The organism is Streptomyces sp. NBC_00996, assembly GCF_045162675.1.
Taxonomy (GTDB): domain Bacteria; phylum Actinomycetota; class Actinomycetes; order Streptomycetales; family Streptomycetaceae; genus Streptomyces.
Window position 1 is genome coordinate 3766164 of the sequence record NZ_CP108723.1, and the last position, 21456, is coordinate 3787619.

Here is a 21456-nt window from a genome sequence, read left to right on the forward strand (position 1 = left end):
CAGACTGGTCGGCCTTTCGCGGCCGTGCCGGGGCAGCGGCGGGGCCGCAGGCTGCCTCAGTTCACGTACGGGCAGAGCGCCTATCGGCACCGCTCCCCCTCTATCGCCTCCACGCCCAGCCGCCGGGACTCATCAAGGTCATCAGCGATTCCGGCGGCGATGAGGGCCGCGCCGGGGGTGTGGCCGGAGCCGACGTAGCGCCAGTGCCGTTCAGTGACTGTGTCGGGGCTGTCGGCGTGTCCCATGTGGTGGGCGCGTTCTGCGCGGAGTGCTGCGTAGGTGGTCGAGTAGGCGCGGGATTTGGTGAGTACGTGGCCCCGGTAGCCGAGGGTGTGAGTCCAGTCCCGGAGGCGGAGGGATGCGTACTCGGGGAGGCCGCCGAGGCGCCAGCAGGTCCGCATGAGGCTGCGGACGTGTTCGCCCACGGGTGCCGACTCGATGTCTGCCCAGGTCGTGAGTGGGTGGTCGGCGCCGGCGCCTGTGTCGCTTGCTCCCTTGGTGACGTACTTGGCGATGTACGCGGCCACGGCGTCATCGTCCGGCCCGTCGCTGTCGGCACGCAGAGACCGAGCGTCGAGCTGGGCGCCCCAGCGCAAGGTCAACTCCCCCACAGCCAGGCTGTAAGGGGTGCGGACCATGACCCGCCGGGCAGAGGCACGCACGGCGTCGATGAGTCGTTCCGCAGTGCCCCATGGCGGGGGTCCATCGTCTGGTCCGTCCGGTCCGTCGAGGCGTACGACGGCGTGCACGTGAACAGCCGCGCGCTTCTGGTACTCAGCGACGCGGGCGAAGGACAGCCGGGCGTGCTGCGCGAAGCGGGCCTGTACGAGGCCGACCGAGGAGGCCAGGCGCCGCCGCACATCAATGACGAACCGGTCCCACAGCTTGGAGGCGTGTGCGTGCCACAGCACGTGGGCGGTGTATTCGTAGCAGTCGGCGCACAGCGGTTGGCCGACGACCGGAGCGTCCGGGGCGTGGAAGGCGCCGCAGCCGAGGGGGCGCCCGTGTTCGCAGGTTCCGCCGTCGCGGCGGGGGCGGCACGGCTCCCCGGCGCGGTGGACCGGCCCGAAGGACGGGGCGGTCAGGGTGACGAAGAGCCGGGGGCGGTGGCGGACGGCGCCGGGGACGTTCTTGCCGCCGAGCAGGCCCGCGCGGACGAGGTGGAAGGTGTCGCCCGCGTGGAGGCGGGAGCAGGCCGGGCAGACGGTTGCGCGTCGGTTGCGGCAGCGGACGAGGAGTCGTTCGCCAGGTTCGGTGCGGGTGTCGTAGTGGTGGATGATCTCGCCGGTTGTGCCGTCCAGGGTGGTGGTCGAGCCGGAAAGGTGGACGGGGTGGGAGCAGCCGCCAGTTGCGGTGATCTGCTCCAGCCAACGCGGGAACTTGGGGTCTTGGGCGATGCGGATTGCGTCGCGGTCTGCTTCCGGGATCTGACGCAGGCGCGCCGCGCGGGTAAGTACGGCGCGCCGGTCAGCCGGGGTGTACTCCGGGGTGATGGTGGTGACCTTCCGGGGTGGGCCGCCGAGGCGGCACGGTGGTTGGGTGGTGGTGCGCCGCTGGTCATGGGGATCACCTTCCCTGCGTGCGTCGGGTGGGGTGGGGTTCAGCGGATGGTTCCGGTGCCCCGGCAGACGCGGCAGCGCCGGCGCCGTCCGGTCCAGGTCCTACGTGCTCCGTCGCCTTTGCAGTGGGGGCACCTCACGCGAGGCATGGGCATGGCCGTGTGTCCTTTCTGCTCAGGTGTGGGAGAAGCCGTTGATCATCCAGGTGACGAGTTCGTGGGCGGTGAGGCCCACGGGGGTCTGGCCGAGGTAGAGGCCGAAGAGGCCGACGCAGACCGCTTCCCAGGCGCGGACGTCGCGGGAGCGGACGAGGAGGACGGTGATGATCCCGAAGATCACCGCGAACGTGAACGCCGTACCTTCGCTGATCACTTGTCGTCTCCTTCCAGAGCCGTCAGGGCGCGATCTATGGCGGGCAGTTCCGGTGCCAGGGCGGCGTACTTCCGAGCCGTCGACACCGCTTCTTCGGTGGGTGTGAGGTGGGAGCGTGCGCGGCTCCAGCCGCCGTCCGGGCCGGTGCACACGGCCACGCCGCGTTCCTCCGCCGTGATCGACTGAGCGACGGCCACGGCGTCCTTGTTCAGGTCGCCCAAGGTCATCTCTGCTGTTCCCGGATCGTTGACGCGGTGGCAGATGCGGCCGGCGAGCTGGGCCCGCAGGGCGGTGACGCCGGGGCCGAGGTCGGAGCCGACCCGCTGTCCGGCGACGACGAGGTGCAGGCCCAGTGCCGCCCCGAGCTGGGCCAGGCGCAGCAGGAGCGTGGAGCACTGTTCGGCTTCCGCCTTGCTCTCACGGGTGCCGTCCGAGAGATACAGTTCCGCGATCTCGTCGACGATCACGACGACCGGCACCGGCCGAAGCTTCTCGGGAAGCTCCCAGATCGAGCGCACTCCGGCCGACCTGCACGCGCTCATCCGGTCCCGCATGTCGACCACCAAGGCGGAGAGGACGGCGACCGCTTCCCGTCGGCAGGTCGCCAGCGCGCTCAACCGTCCGGCGAACAGGCCGAGTTCCATACCGCCCTTGCAGTCGATCCCGACCAGGGCAACGGGCTGCCCGGCGAGTTGGGTGATCAGCCGGGCCAGCAGGGTGGACTTGCCGGAGCGGGTGGCACCGGCGATCAGCCAGTGCGGCACGAGCCGCAGGTTCATGACCCAGGCGCCGCCGCTCTCCAAGGCACCGATGAGCGCGGAGAGGAGTTCGGCAGGAGCCGTGACGAGGCCGGGCCGCTGAAGCGGATCCGTGGCCGTCGCGGTCAGCAGCACGATCCCGCGTTCCGGAGAGGTGACCCGGACCGCGTGGACCTTCCACGCGTGCACTAAGGCGTCGGCCGCCTTCATATACGTCGCCGGAGTCTGCCCCGCGTGGAGCCGCACGGTTACGGTCAGGCCCATGCGGGTGGCGTGCGGGAACGAGATCCTCGGGGCCACCGGCCGCAGCGGATCGCCCTTGACGACCAGGTCCCCCAGCAGTCCGCGCGGCGGTCGACGAGACACGGCAAGGTCGTTGAGCATGGCGACCTTGCGCCAGGTTGCCAGGACCCGGCACGTGGTGACCGGGTAGCCGACGAGGTACCAGTGCCAGACCGGACGATGCCGGCGCACCAGGTCACCGGCGACGAGCACCCAGGCCAGCGCGGCCAAGCCGAGGGCGAGCAGGATCGGCCCCATCACGCATCACCGCCCTTGCCCTGCACGGCTGTTCCCGACGCCGGGGTGATGGCATCGGCGCGGAAGCTGACGCCGTTGCGGTCGCCCATCGACCAGACGAACGCCGTCAGTCCGGTGACCTTGACAACCTGACCCGGCTCGATGCCCTTCGGTTCGCCACTGACGGCGATCTCGATCACGGAGATGCGGCGACCGTCGGGCCGCACGGTCACGGCCACGGTGTAGACCGGGTTACCGTCCCGGTCCTTCTTCACCTCCTGTGTCTCGGAGTTGCTGAACTTCAGTTCAGGCGCGTTGGCGCACCGCAGTACGCCGAGCCGCGCCGTGTCCACGGGAATGGACTGCATTTCGTTGGCCTCCCTGGCCAGTTGGGACGCCAGCCCCGATGCTGACGTCACTTGTCCTTACGAGTTACGACTATGAAGTCCTGTACGGCGAGAGTGCAACTACTTATGCTGACGAGTGATGTCGCGCGTGCGACGTGACTACGACCTCAACCCGGAGATGCCGAGATGTCAGAGATCCAGCGCCCCGGAGCCCTCTACCAGCAGGTGGCCGCCGCGATCCGAGAAGCGATCCTGTCCGGCGAGTTCGAGCCCGACTCCCTGTTGCCATCCGAAGCCCAGCTCATGGCCCGCTACAGCGTCTCCCGCCCCACAGTCCGCAACGCCATCGCGGCCCTGCGCGCAGAAGGCCTGGTCGACGTCCGCCACGGCAAGGGCAGCTTCGTACGCTCCAGCGGACAGCCCGTCCTCACCATCGAGCGTCGCATCAGCCGCACCGCCGAAGGCAAGTTCGTGATGCCCAACGGCGACACCTGGCAGGAGGCCGAGGAGCCGAGCACCTACCGCACCCACACCACGAAGGACACCGGCCGGCTCCTCCGACTCGGCGAGGAGGAAGCCTTGTTCGGGTGCGACCGATTGCTCATCGATCCAGGCACCGGCACGCGTGCGATGCACCGCACGTTGATCCCCTTCGAGGTCGCGGACGCCATCCCGATGCTCGCGCAGGAGCCCTGCAAACGCCCAGCAGCGATCTACCGATGGCTCACCGAGGACGGCCACAAACTGACGTGGACCGAGACCGTACGCGCCCGCATGCCCCTGCCCGACGAGCGGACCACGCTCAAGCTCCCGGACGCGACACCGATCCTGCACGTCGCCCGCGTCACGCACGACACCGACGACCGCCCTCTGTTCCTCGAAGAGCTTCGCTTCGGCGCGGACCGTGCCGAAATCGCCTACCGGATCACCGCCGACAAACAGCCCGCACGACGCGCCCGCGCCTGAGCACCAACCGGGATCGGTCGAAACAGCCTTCACTTCCTCAAGGGCGCGCCTGCGGCGCGCCGGGGCGCCCGGCCGCCCCGGCCGGGCGTGCGGCGTGGCCGCCGATCCCGTCCGGACGGCAGGCACCCCCGACCGCAGCACACCCAAGGAGTCGAGGCGTCGACCAGTCGTCGCAGGCCGGGGTCCACGGGGCTGGGGGTCGACGGCCTCCGAGACTTTAGGCAGCCGCCATGGGGCGAGCCTCGAAGAACAGGGGGCCGATCGGGCTATTGCGGGCAGGTCCAAGGACTGCCCGATCCGCTGGCGAGCGTAAGGCCCCCTGTTCACTCGCCCCATGGCAGCTCCCGCCCAAAGTCTCTCCGGCCGGCGACGTGCCCACGTGCACCGCTCACCAGCGAAAAAGCGCCTCATGCGCCACCACCGTCACCCTCTGCCCGCGCCTCCAGGAGCTGGGCAAGCCGATCCACGGCGCCCGGCCAGCCCGCCAGCCGCACCACACCGCGCGCGTCCTCATTCGTCGAGGCGACGGCCCGTACAGCGGACAGCTCGAAGCCCGCACCCAGGAGCGCCCGGTTCAGACGATCAGCAGCCTCCCGCGCCTCACTCCAACCCGCGATGTAGTCGACGCCGGACACCCAGAGACCGGAGTCCACGCCCGGCACGTCGAGACCGTCACTCAGCCAACCCTCACCGGAGCCAGTCACCTTGCCCACCTCTGCCCTGATCTAGGTAACGGATCATCAACTTCCTTGAACCAGGGCCCAAACGCAGCGCGACGGCCCCGGTACCATCAGGCACCGGGAACCGCCGTGTTCCCAGCCGGGCCACCCTTCGCTTTCCAGGGCTGATGGGGTGGCCCGGTCTCGGTATTGGGTTATGAAGCGCGGCCCCTCACGCGGGAGGGGAGACTCCGGATGTCGGAGAGGCCGCGCCCCTTAGGCCGGAGTGGTCAGACTCCGGCCAGTGACCGGGTCGCCGCCCGCTCCCGATCGCGGGGGAGCAGACCGGGGCGGCGACCCGGCGACTGTCAGGCCGAAGACTCGGCCCAGAGTCGATCGAGGTCCAGGCGAGCCCAGACCGTTTTGCCGCTGCCCTTGAGCCCCGGCGACCACCAGACCGCATCAGCCAGGCGCTGAACGATCAGCAGCCCGCGTCCCCGGTCTGGCAACAGCGCCTCAACGAAGTCACCGGCCAGCCCTGGCGAGATGAACTCCCCCGCCGGAAGGTCGGGCGGAGTCGAGTCCTCATCCAAGACGCCGATCCCCAGCAGCCCAGGCCAGTTCATGAGCCACACGTCGATGCGCCGCCCGGCACCAGGCATCGCCAGGCAGTCATCCGGAATCGCGTGATGGACGACGTTGCCGACCAGCTCTGACACGATCAGCCGCGCGTCATCAACCGCGTACTCCAGCCCCCAGGTCTGGAGGTACGAACCGACCATGTCCCGCGCGGCCTTCACGCAGTCTCGGTCCTCCGCGTAGAGCGTCAGCGCCCGGAAGTGGCCAGCGGCCGGGTCGTGCACCGAGCGGCCTGGAGCGCCCGTCGTCGAGGCGTTCGCTGTGTGTTTGCTCTGCTGCACTTCCACCGCGTTCCCTCCCGAGCACTGGCGAGCCCTCTAGCCCGCCGATCTGTGACGACCAGTGAACGGTGCAGGAGGCTGAGGCGGGAGCGTTCACCAGGGGGTTCAGGTGAACACCGGCAAAGGCAAAGGGGGTTCGCGAATGAACCCCCAGCGCGATACTCGTGTGACAGGATGAACACACGCCGTCATTCTCGGGTTGGCAGGGGAGCATGAGCCGAGAGCCAAACGCGCAGTTGATCGCAGTCATGGACGAAGCGAAGGTCTCGAACAAGGGCCTCGCGAAACGCATGACCGACGAGGCCGACCGGCGAGGCATCGAGTTGGGGACCACGCACGTCTCAGTGAAGCGATGGCGAGACGGCTCAAGCATCCGGCCGCAGACGGCGGCGATCATGGCGGATGTACTCTCGGCCAAGCTTGGCCGCCGTGTCACGCCCGGCGATCTCGGCTTCTTCGGCGACACCAAGTCAACCGCGCCGGAGCCAATCGGCTACCCGAGCACTGTTCCCGACCTCTTGTCCATGCTTGACGGAGCTACCCAAGAGCGCGCCGACGCAGCCGCGTCGGACCAACTGATCATCGCGGACGCCGACCTCAACTCCGCTGTCCTCTCATGGATGATCGCGCGCCCCGATGGCATCCACGTCGACAGGCCGGCTCACCAACACGTCGGTATGCGTGACGTCCGCGCGATCAGGGACGCCGCCGGGATGTTCATGCAGCTCGACTTCAAGTACGGCGGAGGCCACGGTCACAAAGCCCTGCGCCACTACTTCCGCCACGAGGTGTTGCCCTTGCTGGACGCGAGCTTCAGCGAGAAGGTCGGCACCGCGTTATTCGGCGCCGCAGCCGAGATTTCTCAATTGCTCGCGTGGACCGCATACGACGTTGGCAACCACCGCCTTGCCCACCGCTACCTGACATCCACACTGCGCCTGTCCCAGGTCATCGATGACCGTATGTTCGGGGCCCGCATCCTCGGCAACCTCAGCCACCAGGCCAATTACCTCGGCAACCACGCCCAGGCCATCCAGCTAGCCCGCGCCGCCGTCGAGGGCGCCAAGGGCCGAGCCACCCCGCGCGCGTTGTCGAACTACTCAGCCATGGAGGCCCGCGCCCTTTCCAACGCAGGCGACGGCATCGCGGCGACCCACGCGATGAAGGAGGCAGAGCGCCACTTCGAACGCGCCGACACGGGCGAAGACCCCGCATGGCTGAGCTACTTCGACGAAGCGGAGCTCATGGGCGAACTCTGCCACTGCTTCCGCGACCTCAAGATGCGCCGAGAAGCCGTCGCACAGGCACAGCGCGCCGTGGACAGCACCGACCCGAAGTACGCCCGCACCCTCGGCTTCTGCCGCATGGTGCTCGCCCAGAGCCAGCTACTCAACGGCGAGTTGGAAGCCGCCGTCACCACCGCGAGCCTCGCAGTCGACGGCGGCGACTCCCTCCAGTCCACCCGCTTCCAGCGCTACGTAACCGACTTCCAGAACGAGGTCACCGCGCACGCGGCGAACCCCGTCGTGGCTGCCTTCAACGAGAAGGTGCACGACGCGCTTACCCGCCTGGACGAGGACGACGAGTAACCGCTACCAGGGGCGCCAATTCCGGGGCGCACCATCGTTGCGTAGACCGGTCATGCGCCGGCGGTACTCGGCCGCCGTTTCCTCGTCCTCCTGCACGTTCTGCATGAGCCATGTCGTCATGCCGAACTCTTGGATGCCCCGCAGCGTCTCGTATCCGTGCCAGTCGTACAGGTCACGCCCATACGCAGCCACGAAGTCGGCGTACTGTTCGTCGGTCTGCCAGCCAAGGCTGTGGTGCTCCACGGCCGTGACCATGAGGTCCCACTCAGGATGGTCGTAGCAGAAGGCTTCGAAGTCGATCAGGATGACACGTCCCTGATCGTCGACCATGAGGTTCTGCACGTGGGCGTCCCCGTGCACCGGCCCCTTGGGAGTCTCGAACTTCAACTCCGCGTATTTGTCCTGTAGTTCCCGCCACCGCTTCCGCAAGAAGACCTTGTCGTCGTCCGGGATCACGGCGCGGTCGAGGCGTAGCTGTTGCTTGTCGAAGGGGGCGAACGACGGGAGTACAAGGCTGTCCGGCACGGTCAGCGAGTGCAGATCCCGCAGGACGCCGCCTAGCTCCCCGTACGTCGCCTTGCGGTCACCCTCGACGATCAAATGCCAGAAGGTCACGGGGTGGCCATCGATCAAGAACGGTTGCTCCAGGTCCTCAACGATCCGAGCAGCCGGAAGCCCTTCCTCCCCCAGCCATCGCGACACGTCCACTTCTACACGGGCCTTGGGTAGCCACTCTTCCCCGCGCGCCACGCGCACGATCACCGGCACGGATGCCAGCCGAAACAGAGCGTTCTCCCCGAGTCGGATCAACTCTGCGCCTCTGTCATCGAGCCCCGCAGCCCGGCACGCGGCAGCCATCACCCGCGCAGCCCTCGCCGACGTGAACCCCTCTTGCGTTCGAGCAGCGTCAACCGCCATGCCCGTACCAGCTCCCCTAGTCGCGCGCGATCAACCGGCGCACGCCAACGGGTGACCAACCCGACGTGCTCCGGACACGACATAGACCGTACCCACCGACCTCCTTCGCTGACGAGGACCCGCAAGGACTGGCCAGATGCTCCCGGGTCCTTCCCTTGCTTGCAGGAGAAGTCCACCCAGTTCAGCGCAAACTGATCTCAGCGAAGAGCCAGCACTCCGCGTGCAGTTCGGGTTTGATGAGTCACGAGTGAATGAACGCTTGGCCACTGGCCCGAGGGGGGAACATGTTTTCCTTCAGTCTCCGCACACTGCAACTATCCGACGGCACAGTTGTTGAGGTGCCGCCCAACGGCATGACCGTCTTCACCGGACCCAACAACAGCGGCAAGTCTGCGCTGCTCCGAGAGTTGGTAACAGCGGTTTATGTACACCCCGGCACACAAGAGCCAATGCACTGGATAAAGAGCATTGCGATGCAGCGAGAGGGAAGCGGCGGGGAATTCGTCACCTGGCTTGCCGAACGCGGAATCGAAGGGCGATACAGCCACAACTACAATCGATCATTCCTTCCCAATCGTTACTCGCAATCGGATGAACCTGGCGTACCCGTCGACACGGCATCAGCTTCCTGGGAAAGAGGCGAGCTGGGGAAAATTGGACATTTCCTAGTTAATGATCAGTGGACTGCCGACCGTCTAGGAAATCAAACCGACTCAGAACAATGGGACTGGTCAAGGCCGGCTTCCCACCCCAGTCAAGTCCTCTGGGAGTCGGCCGAAAGTCTTGAAAAGTTCTCTGATCTGTTTCAACGCGCGTTCGGGACTCCCATTGCGATCAATCGGTACGTTCCCCAAATTAGACTGCAACTCGGCCCAGTACAATTGAAGGACACTGCTCCGCCACCACCGCCGGAACTGAGGGAAGCATATGCATCACTTCCATATGTAAATGACCAAGGTGACGGAATGCGCGCTTTCGTCAATCTTCTCCTGCATGCGCTTGTACGCCCTGCACCAATCATCGTCATCGACGAGCCAGAAGCGTTCCTCCACCCTCCACAGGTACGCCTCCTAGCGCACTACCTCACCCGGTACACCCCCACTCCCTGCCAGGTGTTCGTCGCCACTCACAGCGCCGACTTTCTCACCGGAGCCCTGGAAGGAAATGCCGCAATACCAGGCGAAACTACACGCGGGCTCGCCTTGGTTCGAATCTCCCGAACCACAGAAACCTCAACCGCCCGAACTCTACCGCCCGAATCAGTGACTGAAATCCTTGATACACCCCTCCTACGTTACTCCAACGTCATTTCCGGAATCTTCCACGACGGAGTGGTCCTCTGCGAAGCAGAAGGGGACTGTAAATTTTACGCAGCAACATTGGACGCCATCCGCGGCAGCACCCCGCACGAGAACCTCATTTTCTTGCACGTGAACGGGAAGGCCCGTCTGAGTGATGCAGCACGGAAACTGAGAGCCTGCGGTGTTCGAGTGGCAGTCATCGCGGACCTTGATTTCTTGAATGACACCAGAAAGGTCAGGGAGGCACTGAACCATTTGGACGGAGACTGGGACGACATCAGGGCCGACGTACTCATGGTTAACCAAGAGGCATCTTCTGAAGTCGTTTCCACAGCAGCAAGCGAGATCAAGAGGAAGATCGTCTCCATCATCGGGAGTCCGTGCGGCAAAACACTTCTCACTCAGCAGAAGATCGATGAAATTACAGAAACACTCAAGACAGCTAACGGCTGGAAGAAGATAAAGATGTCTGGTGTACAGGCACTATCTGGCGAGCCTTACCTTGCAGCCCAGCGCCTCGTCGCCTACTTCGCCAAGCTTGGTCTCTTCCTTGTACCCGTTGGCGAACTCGAATGCTGGATTCGGGATATTTCTCCCTCCAACAAGGCCGCATGGCTGAGCCGCGTTTTCGAGGAGGGGCGCCACCTCAGCCCTAGCAGCGAACTACGGCAGTTCTGCTCCGAAGTCAGGGACTACCTCACGGGCAAGGACGAGTCGGCACAGTAGCGCGGTGGCAAGAGCCGCCGCGTACGGCTCTCTCCCGGGCTGCCAGCCCCTCAAACCCACTCCACCTCGGAATGGACATTCGTTGAGCCTCCAGGGGGCGGCAGGGGCGTTCGCGGCGTGTCCCGCACGATCGCCTGCCGCCTGCCCTGAGCACCGAGCGCTCTGAGGACGGCAGCCGCCTCATCCTCGCTGCCGTTCTCCAGCACTTCTGCGATGCGCTCCAATGCCTCACTCACGTCAGTGAGCGTGACCGCTGGTCGGAGCGTCCTTCTTGACCGTCAGCGGCAGCAACTTCTTGCCGCTGTTACTTACTTGTGGCCAAGTATCCATCTGCGGGCATAGCCGTACGGCGGAAGCCTGTGCGGTCGTGTCAGACAGCGACACCTGGAATCAGCGCGACCAGCCCGGAAAGGAAGCTGCCCAGCGCTGCGAGGGTGACGAGGGTGGCTTTGCCGTCTGAGAACAACCCAGAGCAGAACTCTCGCACTCGCCGCCGGAGGATCAGCATCTTGAGCTTCTGCCAGCGGTGTTGATGAATGTGGCAGCCCATCAGGATGCCAGTGGCGTTGTTACGACAGCCGTCGGTCCGTCCTCGGACGGGTGCCCCGCAGGTCACCGGAGCTTGGAAGAAGGACCAAAGAAGGACCAAGGCCGACAGGGTGACGATCACCGCCGGGCCGGCTGCTTCGTTGATCCATGCCGCGATGAGAAGCGCCCCGGCCAGGACGCCCCACCATTGTCCCAAACCACCGAATCGACTGCTTCTTGCCCCCGAAGTCGCCATGCCAGTAATCGTGGCTAGGGTCTAGCGAATCATGCAGCCAGCGAGTGATATGACCGAAAGGAGACCCAGGCGGCTCACACCCACTCCCCCTCAGAGCGAACGTCGGGCGAGCCCCCGGCCCCAATCCTCGCGACGCCCTCTCAGCTACTCAACTTCGATGCCGTAGTCCTGGACAAGCTCCTCCAGGCCTCCCGTGTACCCCTTCCCGCCCAGCACGAAGTCCCAGTCGCCACTGGGCCGGTGCCGGAAGGAGCCAAGCACCAGCGCCGTTTCACCGGAGCGGCCGTCGGAGACCTCAAGACGGCCGAGTTCGGTCATTGACGGGTCGAGCAAGCGGATGCAGGCCTCAGTGAAGCCGGAGAGATCGGCGCCCGGGTTCACCTCCGGGTCCACGGCCGCCACCAGCACGAACCGGTCAGCGGCCTCCGGCAGAGCATCAAAGGCGACCTTGATCGCTGCTTTGTCCGGTGCCGAGGCCGTGACCGCACGTACCGAACCGTCCGGGGTCTGGGGGTTGTTGAAGAACACGAAGTGGTCTTCGCTGAGGACCCGGTGGCCCTGGCAGACGAGAGCGCAGACGTCCAGCGCGACACTTCCGGACCACACCATGCCCAGGACGTTGTGGTCGTCGGTTGGCGTCGACGAGCCGGACGGCGCCAACTGCGCGGGATCCGGTCGCCCACCCTCCCCCAGTCGTCCACGAAGCCCGTTCCGGCGTAGTAGATCGACGAGTTCGACGCCTGAGATCAGCTCCAGCGGCTTGCCGCGGGCGAAGGTGTGCGAGCCGGGGCCGAAGCCCGAAGTGGTCACCAGGACGCCCTTGTTGGCGCCGGCGTCCTGGACCGTGCCGTACAGGTCGCGTACCGCGGTGGGTGGCACGGTGTTGCGGTAGCGCTTCACCTGGACGACGATCTTGCCGCCCCGGATGGGAGTCGGGTCCAGCGCGTCGACATCCACGCCACCGTCGTTCGATCTCTGTGTCATCACCGCCTGCATCCCCATGGCGCGGAACAGGTCGGCGACGAGGGACTCGAAGGCGATCGGATCCATGTCGTACAGGTCCGGCTCCTCGTCACCGCCGCCATAGGTGACGACCTGATTGCCGACGTCCTGGGGCTGTCGGCTAGGGCGTACGGAGGTGAGTTGGTCGGGCCGGGTCGTGAGCTGTCCCCGTAGCGCCCCCGTCAGACAGCTGGTCGCGTCCACCTGTTCCAGATGCAGGTCGGTGAAGGCCGCTCGCTGGGCCATGACGGTCGCCAGGAAGATGTGTGCCCGCCTACCTGTCGCAGGATCGTGGGCATCCACGAAGCCGTTCAGCGCGACCGAGTCGAGGACGCCGTACTCGTCCGCCGCGAAGAGCTGGTGCAGGACCAACAGCACGCTCTGCGCCAGCACCTCTCGGTACAGCGCACGGCGCTGCGTCACGGGACGCACCGTTTCCTTGTCCTGGTCCTGGGCCGGCACGTACCTCACCGACTTCGTTTCCGGAACTACGTCGTACCCGGGCAGCTCCCAGTCCAGTACCAACTGCCGCGCCGCCGGGTCGAAGGCCGCGGCCACCTGCCGGGGAAAGCCCTCGGGCCAGGCAGCGGACGAGTACAGAGCAGCCGAAAAGTACTCGACCACGGATTCGGGGTCGCCCCGCCGGACACCTGCGGTGGCCTCGCTGATGCCAGCGTTATGTCGGCGGACCTCGGCTCGTTGCGCCTCAGCCCTGTGGTCGTAGTCGCGCTGGGCGGCGGCCAACTGCTGCTGCCGCTGCGCCTCTGCAGCCTGTGCGGCGTGCCAGTCGCGCTCAAAGCGGGATCGCGCCTCAGCCTGCGCCTGGGCACGCTTATTGGCCGTCCAGCCGCCCTGCGCCTGGTACTGGGTCGGATCCGGCATGCGCACGGGCCATGCGAGCTGGCCGGGGTCGAACGGCGGAATGTCTTCCACACGCATCAGGGATGACGCCCTGAAGGCCGACGCCTGGCACCCCGCGGTCAGAAGCCCCTGCAAAGTCGCGACCTGCGCATCCAACTCATCGGTACGCCGCCTGGCCTCCGCCTGCCGGTACTCCCGGTGCCCCTGAGCGACACGTCGTTGATAGTCCCGTGCTTGTCGGGCTTCCTCGCGGCGTCGCCTTTGCTCGGCTTCGATCTGCCGCTGGTACTGCCGCTGCGCTTCAGCCCAAGTGTTGACGAAACCAGCAGAGCGACGACTCATGCGCTCAGGCCCTCCCCAGGACGTCGGCAGCACCGACCGAACTCTGGTTGCCCCCGCAACCAGTTGTGACAAACCGACTTTATCCAGTAATCGCCGTCCTGGATATCAACTTGCCAAGGGCAACTGGAATCAGCAGTCCACGCAGGTCACCAGCATGCGCACAGAGAGATAGGACCGTCTACCGCGCGGACGGCAGATCCACAACAGACAGCACAGAGCCCCCTCTGTACCGAAGGGGGCTCCAAGAGGTCTATGGCAGGCCTCACCGTGTTGCGGAGGCTCAGACCCACTCCACCTCGGACTGGATCCCCAAAGAGCCTCCAGGCTGCGGCAGAGGCGTTCTCGGCACCTCCCGCAAGGGCGGCTGCCGCTCACCCCGAGCGCCAAGCGCCCCGAACAAAGCGGCAGCCTCCTCCGCGCTAGCGTCGGCCAAGGCATCCACGATGCGCCGCAGCGCCAGCTCACTCACCCACGCCGCCCGTTTCAGCTGGTCGGAGTCGACTTCTTGACCGTCAACGGCAGCAACTTCTTGCCGCTGTTACTTACTTGTGGCCAAGTATCCATCTGCGGGCAGACACCGCAGTCGAAGCACGGCGTCCAGCGGCAGTCCTCGACCTCGGTCTCGTCGAGGGAGTCCTGCCAGTCCTCCCAGAGCCAGTCCTTGTCGAGGCCGGAGTCGAGGTGGTCCCAGGGGAGGACTTCCTCGTAGGTGCGCTCGCGGGTCGTGTACCAGTCGACGTCCACACCGAAGGCGGGGAGGGTCTTGTGGGCGCAGGCCATCCAGCGGTCGTACGAGAAGTGCTCGCGCCAGCCGTCGAAGCGGCCGCCGTCCTCGTAGACGGCGCGGATGACGGAGCCGATGCGGCGGTCGCCGCGGGAGAGCAGGCCCTCGACGATGCCGGGCTTGCCGTCGTGGTAGCGGAAGCCGATGGAGCGGCCGTACTTCTTGTCGCCGCGGATCTTGTCCCTCAGCTTCTCCAGGCGGGCGTCCGTCTCCTCCGCCGAAAGCTGCGGGGCCCACTGGAAGGGGGTGTGGGGCTTCGGGACGAAGCCGCCGATGGACACCGTGCAGCGGATGTCGTTCTGGCCGGAGACCTTGCGGCCCTCGGCGATCACGTTCATCGCCATGTCGGCGATCTGGAGGACGTCCTCGTCGGTCTCCGTCGGCAGGCCGCACATGAAGTACAGCTTCACCTGGCGCCAGCCGTTGCCGTAGGCGGTGGAGACCGTGCGGATCAGGTCCTCCTCCGAGACCATCTTGTTGATGACCTTGCGCATGCGCTCGCTGCCGCCCTCCGGTGCGAACGTCAGGCCCGAGCGGCGGCCGTTGCGGGTCAGCTCGTTCGCCAGGTCCACGTTGAAGGCGTCCACGCGGGTGGAGGGGAGGGAGAGGCCGATCTTGTCTTCCTCGTACCTGTCCGCAAGGCCCTTGGCGATGTCGCCGATCTCCGAGTGGTCGGCCGAAGACAGCGAAAGGAGGCCCACCTCCTCGAAGCCCGTTGCCTTCAGGCCCTTCTCCACCATGTCGCCGATACCGGTGATCGAGCGCTCGCGCACGGGGCGCGTGATCATGCCCGCCTGGCAGAAGCGGCAGCCGCGCGTGCAGCCGCGGAAGATCTCGACCGACATGCGCTCGTGGACCGTCTCGGCCAGCGGGACCAGCGGCTGCTTGGGGTACGGCCACTCGTCGAGGTCCATGACCGTGTGCTTGGACACGCGCCACGGGACGCCCGACTTGTTCGGGACGACTCGGGCGATACGGCCGTCGGAGAGGTACTCGACGTCGTAGAAGGCCGGAACGTAGATCGAGCCCGTCTTGGCCAGGCGGAAGAGGACCTCCTCGCGGCCGCCCGGGCGGCCCTCGGCCTTCCAGGCGCGGATGATCTCGGTCATGTCGAGCACGGCCTGCTCGCCGTCGCCGATGATCGCCGCGTCGATGAAGTCGGCGATCGGCTCGGGGTTGAAGGCCGCGTGGCCGCCGGCCAGCACGATCGGGTCGTCGAGCGTACGGTCCTTGGACTCCAGGGGGATCCCGGCCAGGTCGAGCGCCGCCAGCATGTTCGTGTAGCCCAGCTCCGTGGAGAAGGACAGGCCGAAGACGTCGAAGGCCTTCACCGGGCGGTGGCTGTCCACCGTGAACTGGGGAACCCGGTGCTCGCGCATCAGCTCCTCCAGGTCCGGCCACACGCTGTACGTGCGCTCGGCGAGGACGCCCTCGCGCTCGTTGAGTACCTCGTAGAGGATCATGACGCCCTGGTTGGGCAGCCCGACCTCGTACGCGTCGGGGTACATCAGCGCCCAGCGGACATCACAGGTGTCCCAGGGCTTGACCGTGGAGTTGAGCTCTCCGCCGACGTACTGGATCGGCTTCTGCACATGCGGGAGCAGAGCTTCGAGCTGCGGGAAGACCGACACAGCGGATTCGGCAGACATCTCGCGAACCTTCGTGAGCTGACGGGGGTGACCATCTAGCCTAACGCGGCCGGAAGGGCCCGCCGCACCGTCAGACCGCCGCAGCCTTGCCCTCGACCGCCTCCCACTCCTTGGGCAGCTGTGCTTCGACCGCGGCCGCCCGCTGTTCCTCCCGCCCGTACAACACCCCGTACGTGAACGAGCTCTCCCCCGCCGCATGCGCCTGCTCAGCGACTTCGCGCAGGGTGACTCGGCCCATCACGCTGTCCTGGTGCTCGCCGAGCAGGCTCTGCAACGACTTCATCGACTTGACCAGGGACTCGGCGGGCTTGCCCAGCGCGGGGGCCGCCGCCTCCGACGCGTACCGGGTGCGCTTGGCCTTCTTGCGGGCCTCGTGCATCGCGTGGTCACGGTCGGTGCCGGGCGGCAGGTCGAGGGCCTGTTCCACCAGGGCGGAGACCTTCTTCAAGTCCTTCTCCACGGCTTTGGCGAGCACCTTGTCCGGATCGTGCGTGGCCGCCTTGCGCATCGGCGGTTCCGCGAGAAGCGTGTCGAGCCCGGAGAGCAGGTCCAGGTACCGCTTGCCGTCCAGTACGGCGATCAACCGGTCCCTGGAGCCGCCGCGGCGGGCGCGGGACCAGGTGTCCACGCGGTCACGGACCGGGCCGACGACCAAGGGGGGCGGCAGCTCGTCGAGCGCCGCCATGAGCCGCTCGGTGAGCACCTCCTGATCCCGGTCGACGCCCAACTCGCCGGCCAGCCACTTCAACTCATCGGCGATCGGATCGGTGACGGCACGGTCGATGACCTTGCCGAACGAGCGGAACGTGCTGCGCATCCGGCGGGTGGCGACGCGCATCCGGTGCACGGAGTCCTCCACCTCGAGGCGGACCGCGGGGTCGAGTTCGACGATGGCGTCGCGTTGGGTACGGACGTACGCGAGTACGTGGTCCCCGGCGGTGGTCGCAGGCTGCTCCGCGATCGTCTTGTGCCGCGCCGGGCCGCCGGTCTCCGCCAGTGCCCTGGCCAGCTTGGACGGCGACGTGGACGGGCTCAGCCCGGCCTTGCGGAGCTTCTTCTCGACCTTGTCGAGGAACGCGGGGTCGCCGTCGTCCGCGAGCTCCACCTCGATCTCGGTCCACTCGGCGGTGCCTTCGCCGCCGCTGAGCCGATCGGCGCGGACGCGGTCGAGGCTGACCTCGGCGAGCAGGGCGCCGTCCGCGTCGACGAGGTGGCGGATGTCACGGGTCGACCGCAGGCGTACGAGGGGGACGAGTTCCGCGTCGCGCACGCGGGAGCGTACGAGGCCCTTCAGCGACTGGGGCAGGTCGTCGGAGAGCGGTGCGTGGATTTCGTCCCGGACGCCCTCGGAGACCGGGAGCTTGAGGTGCCAGCCCGCGTCGTCACCGCCGGTGCGGCGGCGGAGGGTGCGGGAGGCGGCGGCGAGTCGCTGGTCGGGGGTGTCGTAGTAGGTGGCGTCGAGCTCGGCCACGCCCTTGTCGATGACACCCGAGACTCCGGACACACCGGTCAGGTCCGGCAGTCTCGCGTCTTCGCCGGCCGGGGGACCCTCGTACTTTCGCTCGATCTCGCGCTTTGTGTCCGCCATGACCTGAATCTAGTGCGCGCGGGGCCGGGATGGCAGTGCCCGAGCTCTGCGGGACTGCTGGCGAGACCGGTTTTCGCCCCCGCCGCCCCTGCCCGTCCCATCCTTTTGGGGGCTGCGCCCCAGACCCCCCTGGGTTGTTCTGTTGGTGCGGGCCGGTGGGGGCTTGTCGCGCAGTTCCGCGCGCCCCTGAAGGGGCGCGTAGGGCGGCGGGGGGCGCGAAAAAGCCCCCGGCGCCCCCCCCCGAAGGTCTACGCCGACATGGGCCGCTGCACCCTGATCGACTGCAGCAATCCCACCGCCACCCACACCGCGAACATCGACGAGCCGCCGTAGGAGACGAAGGGCAGTGGGAGGCCCGCGACCGGCATGATGCCGAGGGTCATGCCGATGTTCTCGAAGGACTGGAAGGCGAACCAGGCGATGATGCCGGCGGCGACGATCGTGCCGTAGAGCTCGGTGGTCTCGCGGGCGATGCGGCAGGCGCGCCACAGGACGACGCCCAGCAGGACCAGGATCAGGCCCGCGCCCACGAAGCCGAGCTCCTCGCCCGCGACCGTGAAGACGAAGTCCGTCTGCTGTTCGGGGACGAACTGGCCCGTCGTCTGCGAGCCGTGGCCGAGGCCCGTGCCGAAGAGGCCCCCCGAGCCGATGGCGATGCGGGCCTGGTTGGTGTTGTAGCCGACGCCGGCCGGGTCGAGGTCGGGGTTGGCGAAGGCGGCGAAGCGGTTGATCTGGTACTCGTCCAGGATGTGGAGCTGCCAGATGGCGATCGCGCCCAGAGCGCCTGTGCCGAGCAGGCCGAAGACCCAGCGGTTGGAGGCCCCCGACGCCAGGAGTACGCCCAGGATGATGATGACCATGACCATGACCGAGCCGAGGTCGGGCATGAGCAGCACGATCATGATCGGGACGGCGGCCAGGCCGAGCGACTGCAGCACCGTGCGGTGATCCGGGTACTGCTTGTCACCTGCGTCGACTCTCGCAGCCAGCAGCATGGCCATGCCGAGGATGATCGTGATCTTCACGAACTCCGACGGCTGCAGGGAAAAGCCGCCGCCCAGGACGATCCAGGCGTGCGCGCCGTTGACCGTCGCGCCCAGCGGGGTCAGCACCAGCAGGATCAGGAAGACCGAGAGGCCGTACAGGATCGGGACGGCCGTGCGCAGGGTGCGGTGGCCGAGCCAGATCGTGCCGATCATCAGGCCGAAGCCGATGCCGGTGTTCATGAGATGGCGGATGAGGAAGTAGTACGGATCGCCCTGGTTGATCTCGGTGCGGTTGCGGGTCGCCGAGTAGACGAGCGCCGAGCCGATCATCGAGAGCGCGATGGCCGAGAGGAGTATCGGCCAGTCGAGGCGGCGGGCGAGCGAGTCGCGGGCGAACAGGCGGGTCCAGCCCGCGCGCTCGGGTCCGTACCCGGAGACGGAGAAGTTGTTCGCTCCGGTCATGTCAGGATCCTCATCCCCCGCCTCTTCTTCGGGCGGGCCGTGCGCCTTCGGGTGTCGCGGTTGCTCCCGCTGGGCGAGGGCGTGGTGCCCGCGGGCAGCTGCTGGTCGGTGGTACCGGAGTCGTCGGTCTTGCTGGCCTGCAGGTCCTTGACCGGGTCCTTGGAGATCGCCGGGGCGTCGATCGAACCGTCCGTCTGGATTTTCGGTAGGCCCTTCTGCGGGGTGGGGAGGAGGGCCTTCGACTTGTCGATGGAGCCGTCTGCGCCGACGCCGTAGAGGGCGTTGTAGATGTTGCGCACGGCTTCACCCGAGGCACCGGAACCCGTACCTGCCTGGGCGATCGTCATGATGACGGTGTAGTCCTTGGAGTACGTGGCCAGCCAGGACGTGGTCTGCTTGCCGTAGACCTCGGCCGTACCGGTCTTGGCGTGCAAAGGGATCTTGTTCTGCGGCCAGCCGCCGAACTTCCAGGCGGCGGTACCGCGGGTGACGACGCCGGCGAAGGCATCGTCCATGCCCTTGATGGTCGTCTTGTTGACCGGCAGTTTGCCCTTCGCCTTCGGCTTGATCTCCTGGACGCTCTTTCCGTCGGCGCTGACGATCGCCTTGCCGATGGTCGGGGTGTACATGGTGCCGCCGTTGGCGACGGCGCCGTAGATCACGGCCTCCTGGATCGGAGTGACGAGTGTGTCGCCCTGGCCGATCGAGTAGTTGATCTCGTCACCCTCGCGCATCTTGTTGCCTTCGAGGCAGTTCTCGTACGCGATCTTCTCGACGTAGGAGCCGTTCTTCTTGCCGGTCTTGCACCAGGCGTCCTTGTTGGCCTTCCAGTAGCTCTCCTTCCACTGGCGGTCGGGGATGCGGCCGGTGACCTCGTTGGGCAGGTCGATGCCGGTCTCCTTGCCGAGGCCGAACTGGTGGGCGGCCTTGAAGAAGTAGTCCTTGGGCTGGCCCTTCTTCGGGTTGATGCCGCCGTCCTTCTTCCACTCCCGGTCGGCCAGGCCGTAGAAGACGGTGTCGCAGGAGACCTCGAGGGCGCGGCCGAGCGAGATGGGGCCGAAGCTCTCGCCCTCGAAGTTCTTGAAGACCTGGCTGCCCACCGAGTACGAGCTGGTGCACGGATAGCCGCCGTCCCACTCATAGCCTGCCTCGACAGCGGCGGCCGTGGAGACCACCTTGAAGGTCGAACCGGGTGCGGCCTGACCCTGTATGGCCCTGTTGAGCAGCGGGTAGTCGGAGTTCTTGCCGGTGAGCGCCTTGTAGTCCTTGGCTGAGATGCCGCCGACCCAGACGTTCGGGTCGTAGGTCGGGGCGGACGCCATGGCGACGATCCGGCCGGTCTTGGCCTCCATCACCACGACAGCGCCGGAGTCGGCCTTGTAGTACTCACTGGTGATCTTGTCGTACTGCTGGCGGGCCTTCTTCATCGCCTCGTTCAGCTCGTACTCGGCGACCCGCTGGACCCGGGAGTCGATGCTGGTGACCAGGTTCGAGCCGGGCTCGGCGGCGTCGCTCTCGGCCTTGCCGATGACCCGGCCGAGGTTGTCGACCTCGTAGCGGGTGACGCCGGCCTTGCCGCGCAGTTCCTTGTCGTACGCGCGCTCCAGGCCGTTGCGGCCGACCTGGTCGGAGCGGAGGTAGGGCGAGTTGCTGTCCTTGGCCTTGGTGATCTCGTCGTCGGTGACGGGCGAGAGGTAGCCGAGGACCTGCGCGGTGTTGGACTTGCCGGGAGAGGCGTAGCGGCGCACGGCCTCCGGCTCGGCGGTGATGCCGGGGAAGTCCTCGGAGCGCTCGCGGATCTGCAGGGCCTGCTGGGTGGTCGCCTCGTCGGTGATGGGGATCGGCTGGTACGGCGAGCCGTTCCAGCAGGGCTGCGGCGTCTTGGCGTCGCAGAGGCGCACCTTCTCCATGACCTCCTGGGGCTTCATGCCCAGGACCCCGGCGAGCTTGGTGAGGACGGCCTTGCCGTCGTCCTTCATCTTCAGCAGGTCGGTACGGGAGGCGGAGACCACGAGCCGGGTCTCGTTGTCGGCGATCGGCACACCGCGCGCGTCCAGGATCGAGCCGCGCACGGCGGGCTGCACGACCTGCTGGACGTGGTTGCCGGAGGCTTCCTTGGCGTACTCGTCGCCGTTGCGGATCTGGAGATACCAGAGGCGTCCGCCCAGGGTGCCGAGGAGGGAGAGTACGAGAATCTGGATGACGACGAGTCGGATCTGGACCCTTGGGGTCCGACCGGTCTCGGGGATGTTGGTCACTGCTGCTGCCTCCCCCTCTCAGTGTGTGTACGAGACATACGAGTACACGGTGAACCTGTGTGCGGCGACTCTGCGGTCGGCCAACTTCCGTGACACGAGCGGCGCT

At 66.8% G+C, this 21456-nt stretch carries 16 protein-coding genes; 3 read left to right on the top strand and 13 right to left on the bottom strand.

What is annotated here, in order from left to right:
* Positions 1–80 precede the first annotated feature (80 nt).
* From OG390_RS17815 to OG390_RS17830, 4 genes are all read right to left on the bottom strand, one after another.
* Positions 81–1436: a replication initiator gene (locus tag OG390_RS17815; RefSeq protein WP_406177721.1), complete on the bottom strand. Its 1356-nt coding sequence runs from the start codon at positions 1434–1436 to the stop codon at positions 81–83.
* A 297-nt stretch (positions 1437–1733) separates the two neighbouring features.
* Positions 1734–1931 carry a hypothetical protein gene (locus tag OG390_RS17820; RefSeq protein ID WP_031486518.1) on the bottom strand — a complete coding sequence of 66 codons (198 nt, stop codon included), beginning with the start codon at positions 1929–1931 and terminating at the stop codon, positions 1734–1736.
* Entirely contained in the window at positions 1928–3229 is a 1302-nt protein-coding gene (locus OG390_RS17825) for an FtsK/SpoIIIE domain-containing protein (RefSeq protein WP_406177723.1), read from the bottom strand. The genes OG390_RS17820 and OG390_RS17825 overlap by 4 nt, the downstream gene beginning before the upstream one ends.
* The gene (locus OG390_RS17830; RefSeq protein WP_406169094.1) at positions 3229–3576 is read right to left on the bottom strand and encodes a hypothetical protein; all 348 of its coding nucleotides are present in this window, start codon (positions 3574–3576) and stop codon (positions 3229–3231) included. Before OG390_RS17830 ends, OG390_RS17825 begins: the two co-directional genes overlap by 1 nt.
* Before the next feature lie 165 nt (positions 3577–3741).
* Between OG390_RS17830 and OG390_RS17835 the strand changes: the two genes are divergently transcribed.
* Positions 3742–4521, top strand: a complete 780-nt coding sequence (locus tag OG390_RS17835) for a GntR family transcriptional regulator (RefSeq protein ID WP_406169096.1) — start codon at positions 3742–3744, stop codon at positions 4519–4521.
* Positions 4522–4928: 407 nt separating this feature from the next.
* On the opposite strand, the gene OG390_RS17840 is transcribed toward OG390_RS17835, so the two are convergent.
* Positions 4929–5225, bottom strand: a complete 297-nt coding sequence (locus OG390_RS17840) for a hypothetical protein (protein ID WP_406169098.1) — start codon at positions 5223–5225, stop codon at positions 4929–4931.
* A 323-nt stretch (positions 5226–5548) separates the two neighbouring features.
* Positions 5549–6106: an ATP-binding protein gene (locus OG390_RS17845; protein WP_406169100.1), complete on the bottom strand. Its 558-nt coding sequence runs from the start codon at positions 6104–6106 to the stop codon at positions 5549–5551.
* Between the two features lie 206 nt (positions 6107–6312).
* Between OG390_RS17845 and OG390_RS17850 the strand changes: the two genes are divergently transcribed.
* Entirely contained in the window at positions 6313–7689 is a 1377-nt protein-coding gene (locus tag OG390_RS17850; RefSeq protein ID WP_406169102.1) for a sporulation protein, read from the top strand.
* A 3-nt stretch (positions 7690–7692) separates the two neighbouring features.
* Here the strand turns inward: OG390_RS17850 and OG390_RS17855 are convergent, their stop codons facing one another.
* Positions 7693–8607, bottom strand: a complete 915-nt coding sequence (locus OG390_RS17855; protein ID WP_406169104.1) for an aminoglycoside phosphotransferase family protein — start codon at positions 8605–8607, stop codon at positions 7693–7695.
* Positions 8608–8960: 353 nt separating this feature from the next.
* Between OG390_RS17855 and OG390_RS17860 the strand changes: the two genes are divergently transcribed.
* Entirely contained in the window at positions 8961–10634 is a 1674-nt protein-coding gene (locus OG390_RS17860) for an ATP-dependent nuclease (protein ID WP_406169105.1), read from the top strand.
* A gap of 370 nt (positions 10635–11004) precedes the next feature.
* Here OG390_RS17860 and OG390_RS17865 read toward each other — a convergent pair whose 3' ends face one another.
* From OG390_RS17865 to mrdA, 6 genes are all read right to left on the bottom strand, one after another.
* A complete protein-coding gene (locus OG390_RS17865; RefSeq protein ID WP_406169107.1) occupies positions 11005–11418 on the bottom strand; it encodes a hypothetical protein in 414 nt (137 codons plus the stop codon).
* 144 nt (positions 11419–11562) lie between these two features.
* Positions 11563–13623 carry a restriction endonuclease gene (locus tag OG390_RS17870; protein WP_406169109.1) on the bottom strand — a complete coding sequence of 687 codons (2061 nt, stop codon included), beginning with the start codon at positions 13621–13623 and terminating at the stop codon, positions 11563–11565.
* 483 nt (positions 13624–14106) lie between these two features.
* A complete protein-coding gene (locus tag OG390_RS17875) occupies positions 14107–16056 on the bottom strand; it encodes a TIGR03960 family B12-binding radical SAM protein (RefSeq protein WP_406169111.1) in 1950 nt (649 codons plus the stop codon).
* Between the two features lie 70 nt (positions 16057–16126).
* Positions 16127–17644, bottom strand: a complete 1518-nt coding sequence (locus OG390_RS17880; RefSeq protein ID WP_406169113.1) for a CHAD domain-containing protein — start codon at positions 17642–17644, stop codon at positions 16127–16129.
* 248 nt (positions 17645–17892) lie between these two features.
* Positions 17893–19092, bottom strand: coding sequence for a rod shape-determining protein RodA (rodA, locus tag OG390_RS17885; protein ID WP_399074637.1), 1200 nt, complete (start codon positions 19090–19092; stop codon positions 17893–17895).
* Entirely contained in the window at positions 19089–21350 is a 2262-nt protein-coding gene (mrdA, locus tag OG390_RS17890; protein WP_406169115.1) for a penicillin-binding protein 2, read from the bottom strand. The genes rodA and mrdA overlap by 4 nt, the downstream gene beginning before the upstream one ends.
* Positions 21351–21456: the final 106 nt, after the last annotated feature.

Excerpts from the sequence above, each read along its gene's own strand:
- OG390_RS17880 (WP_406169113.1), bottom strand. The coding sequence starts at position 17,644 with ATGGCGGACACAAAGCGCGAGATCGAGCGAAAGTACGAGGGTCCCCCG.
- OG390_RS17870 (WP_406169109.1), bottom strand. The coding sequence starts at position 13,623 with ATGAGTCGTCGCTCTGCTGGTTTCGTCAACACTTGGGCTGAAGCGCAG.
- OG390_RS17860 (WP_406169105.1), top strand. The coding sequence starts at position 8,961 with ATGACCGTCTTCACCGGACCCAACAACAGCGGCAAGTCTGCGCTGCTC.
- OG390_RS17825 (WP_406177723.1), bottom strand. The coding sequence starts at position 3,229 with ATGGGGCCGATCCTGCTCGCCCTCGGCTTGGCCGCGCTGGCCTGGGTG.
- OG390_RS17830 (WP_406169094.1), bottom strand. The coding sequence starts at position 3,576 with ATGCAGTCCATTCCCGTGGACACGGCGCGGCTCGGCGTACTGCGGTGC.
- OG390_RS17865 (WP_406169107.1), bottom strand. The coding sequence starts at position 11,418 with ATGGCGACTTCGGGGGCAAGAAGCAGTCGATTCGGTGGTTTGGGACAA.
- OG390_RS17835 (WP_406169096.1), top strand. The coding sequence starts at position 3,742 with ATGTCAGAGATCCAGCGCCCCGGAGCCCTCTACCAGCAGGTGGCCGCC.
- OG390_RS17855 (WP_406169104.1), bottom strand. The coding sequence starts at position 8,607 with ATGGCGGTTGACGCTGCTCGAACGCAAGAGGGGTTCACGTCGGCGAGG.
- OG390_RS17875 (WP_406169111.1), bottom strand. The coding sequence starts at position 16,056 with ATGTCTGCCGAATCCGCTGTGTCGGTCTTCCCGCAGCTCGAAGCTCTG.
- OG390_RS17850 (WP_406169102.1), top strand. The coding sequence starts at position 6,313 with ATGAGCCGAGAGCCAAACGCGCAGTTGATCGCAGTCATGGACGAAGCG.
- rodA (WP_399074637.1), bottom strand. The coding sequence starts at position 19,092 with ATGACCGGAGCGAACAACTTCTCCGTCTCCGGGTACGGACCCGAGCGC.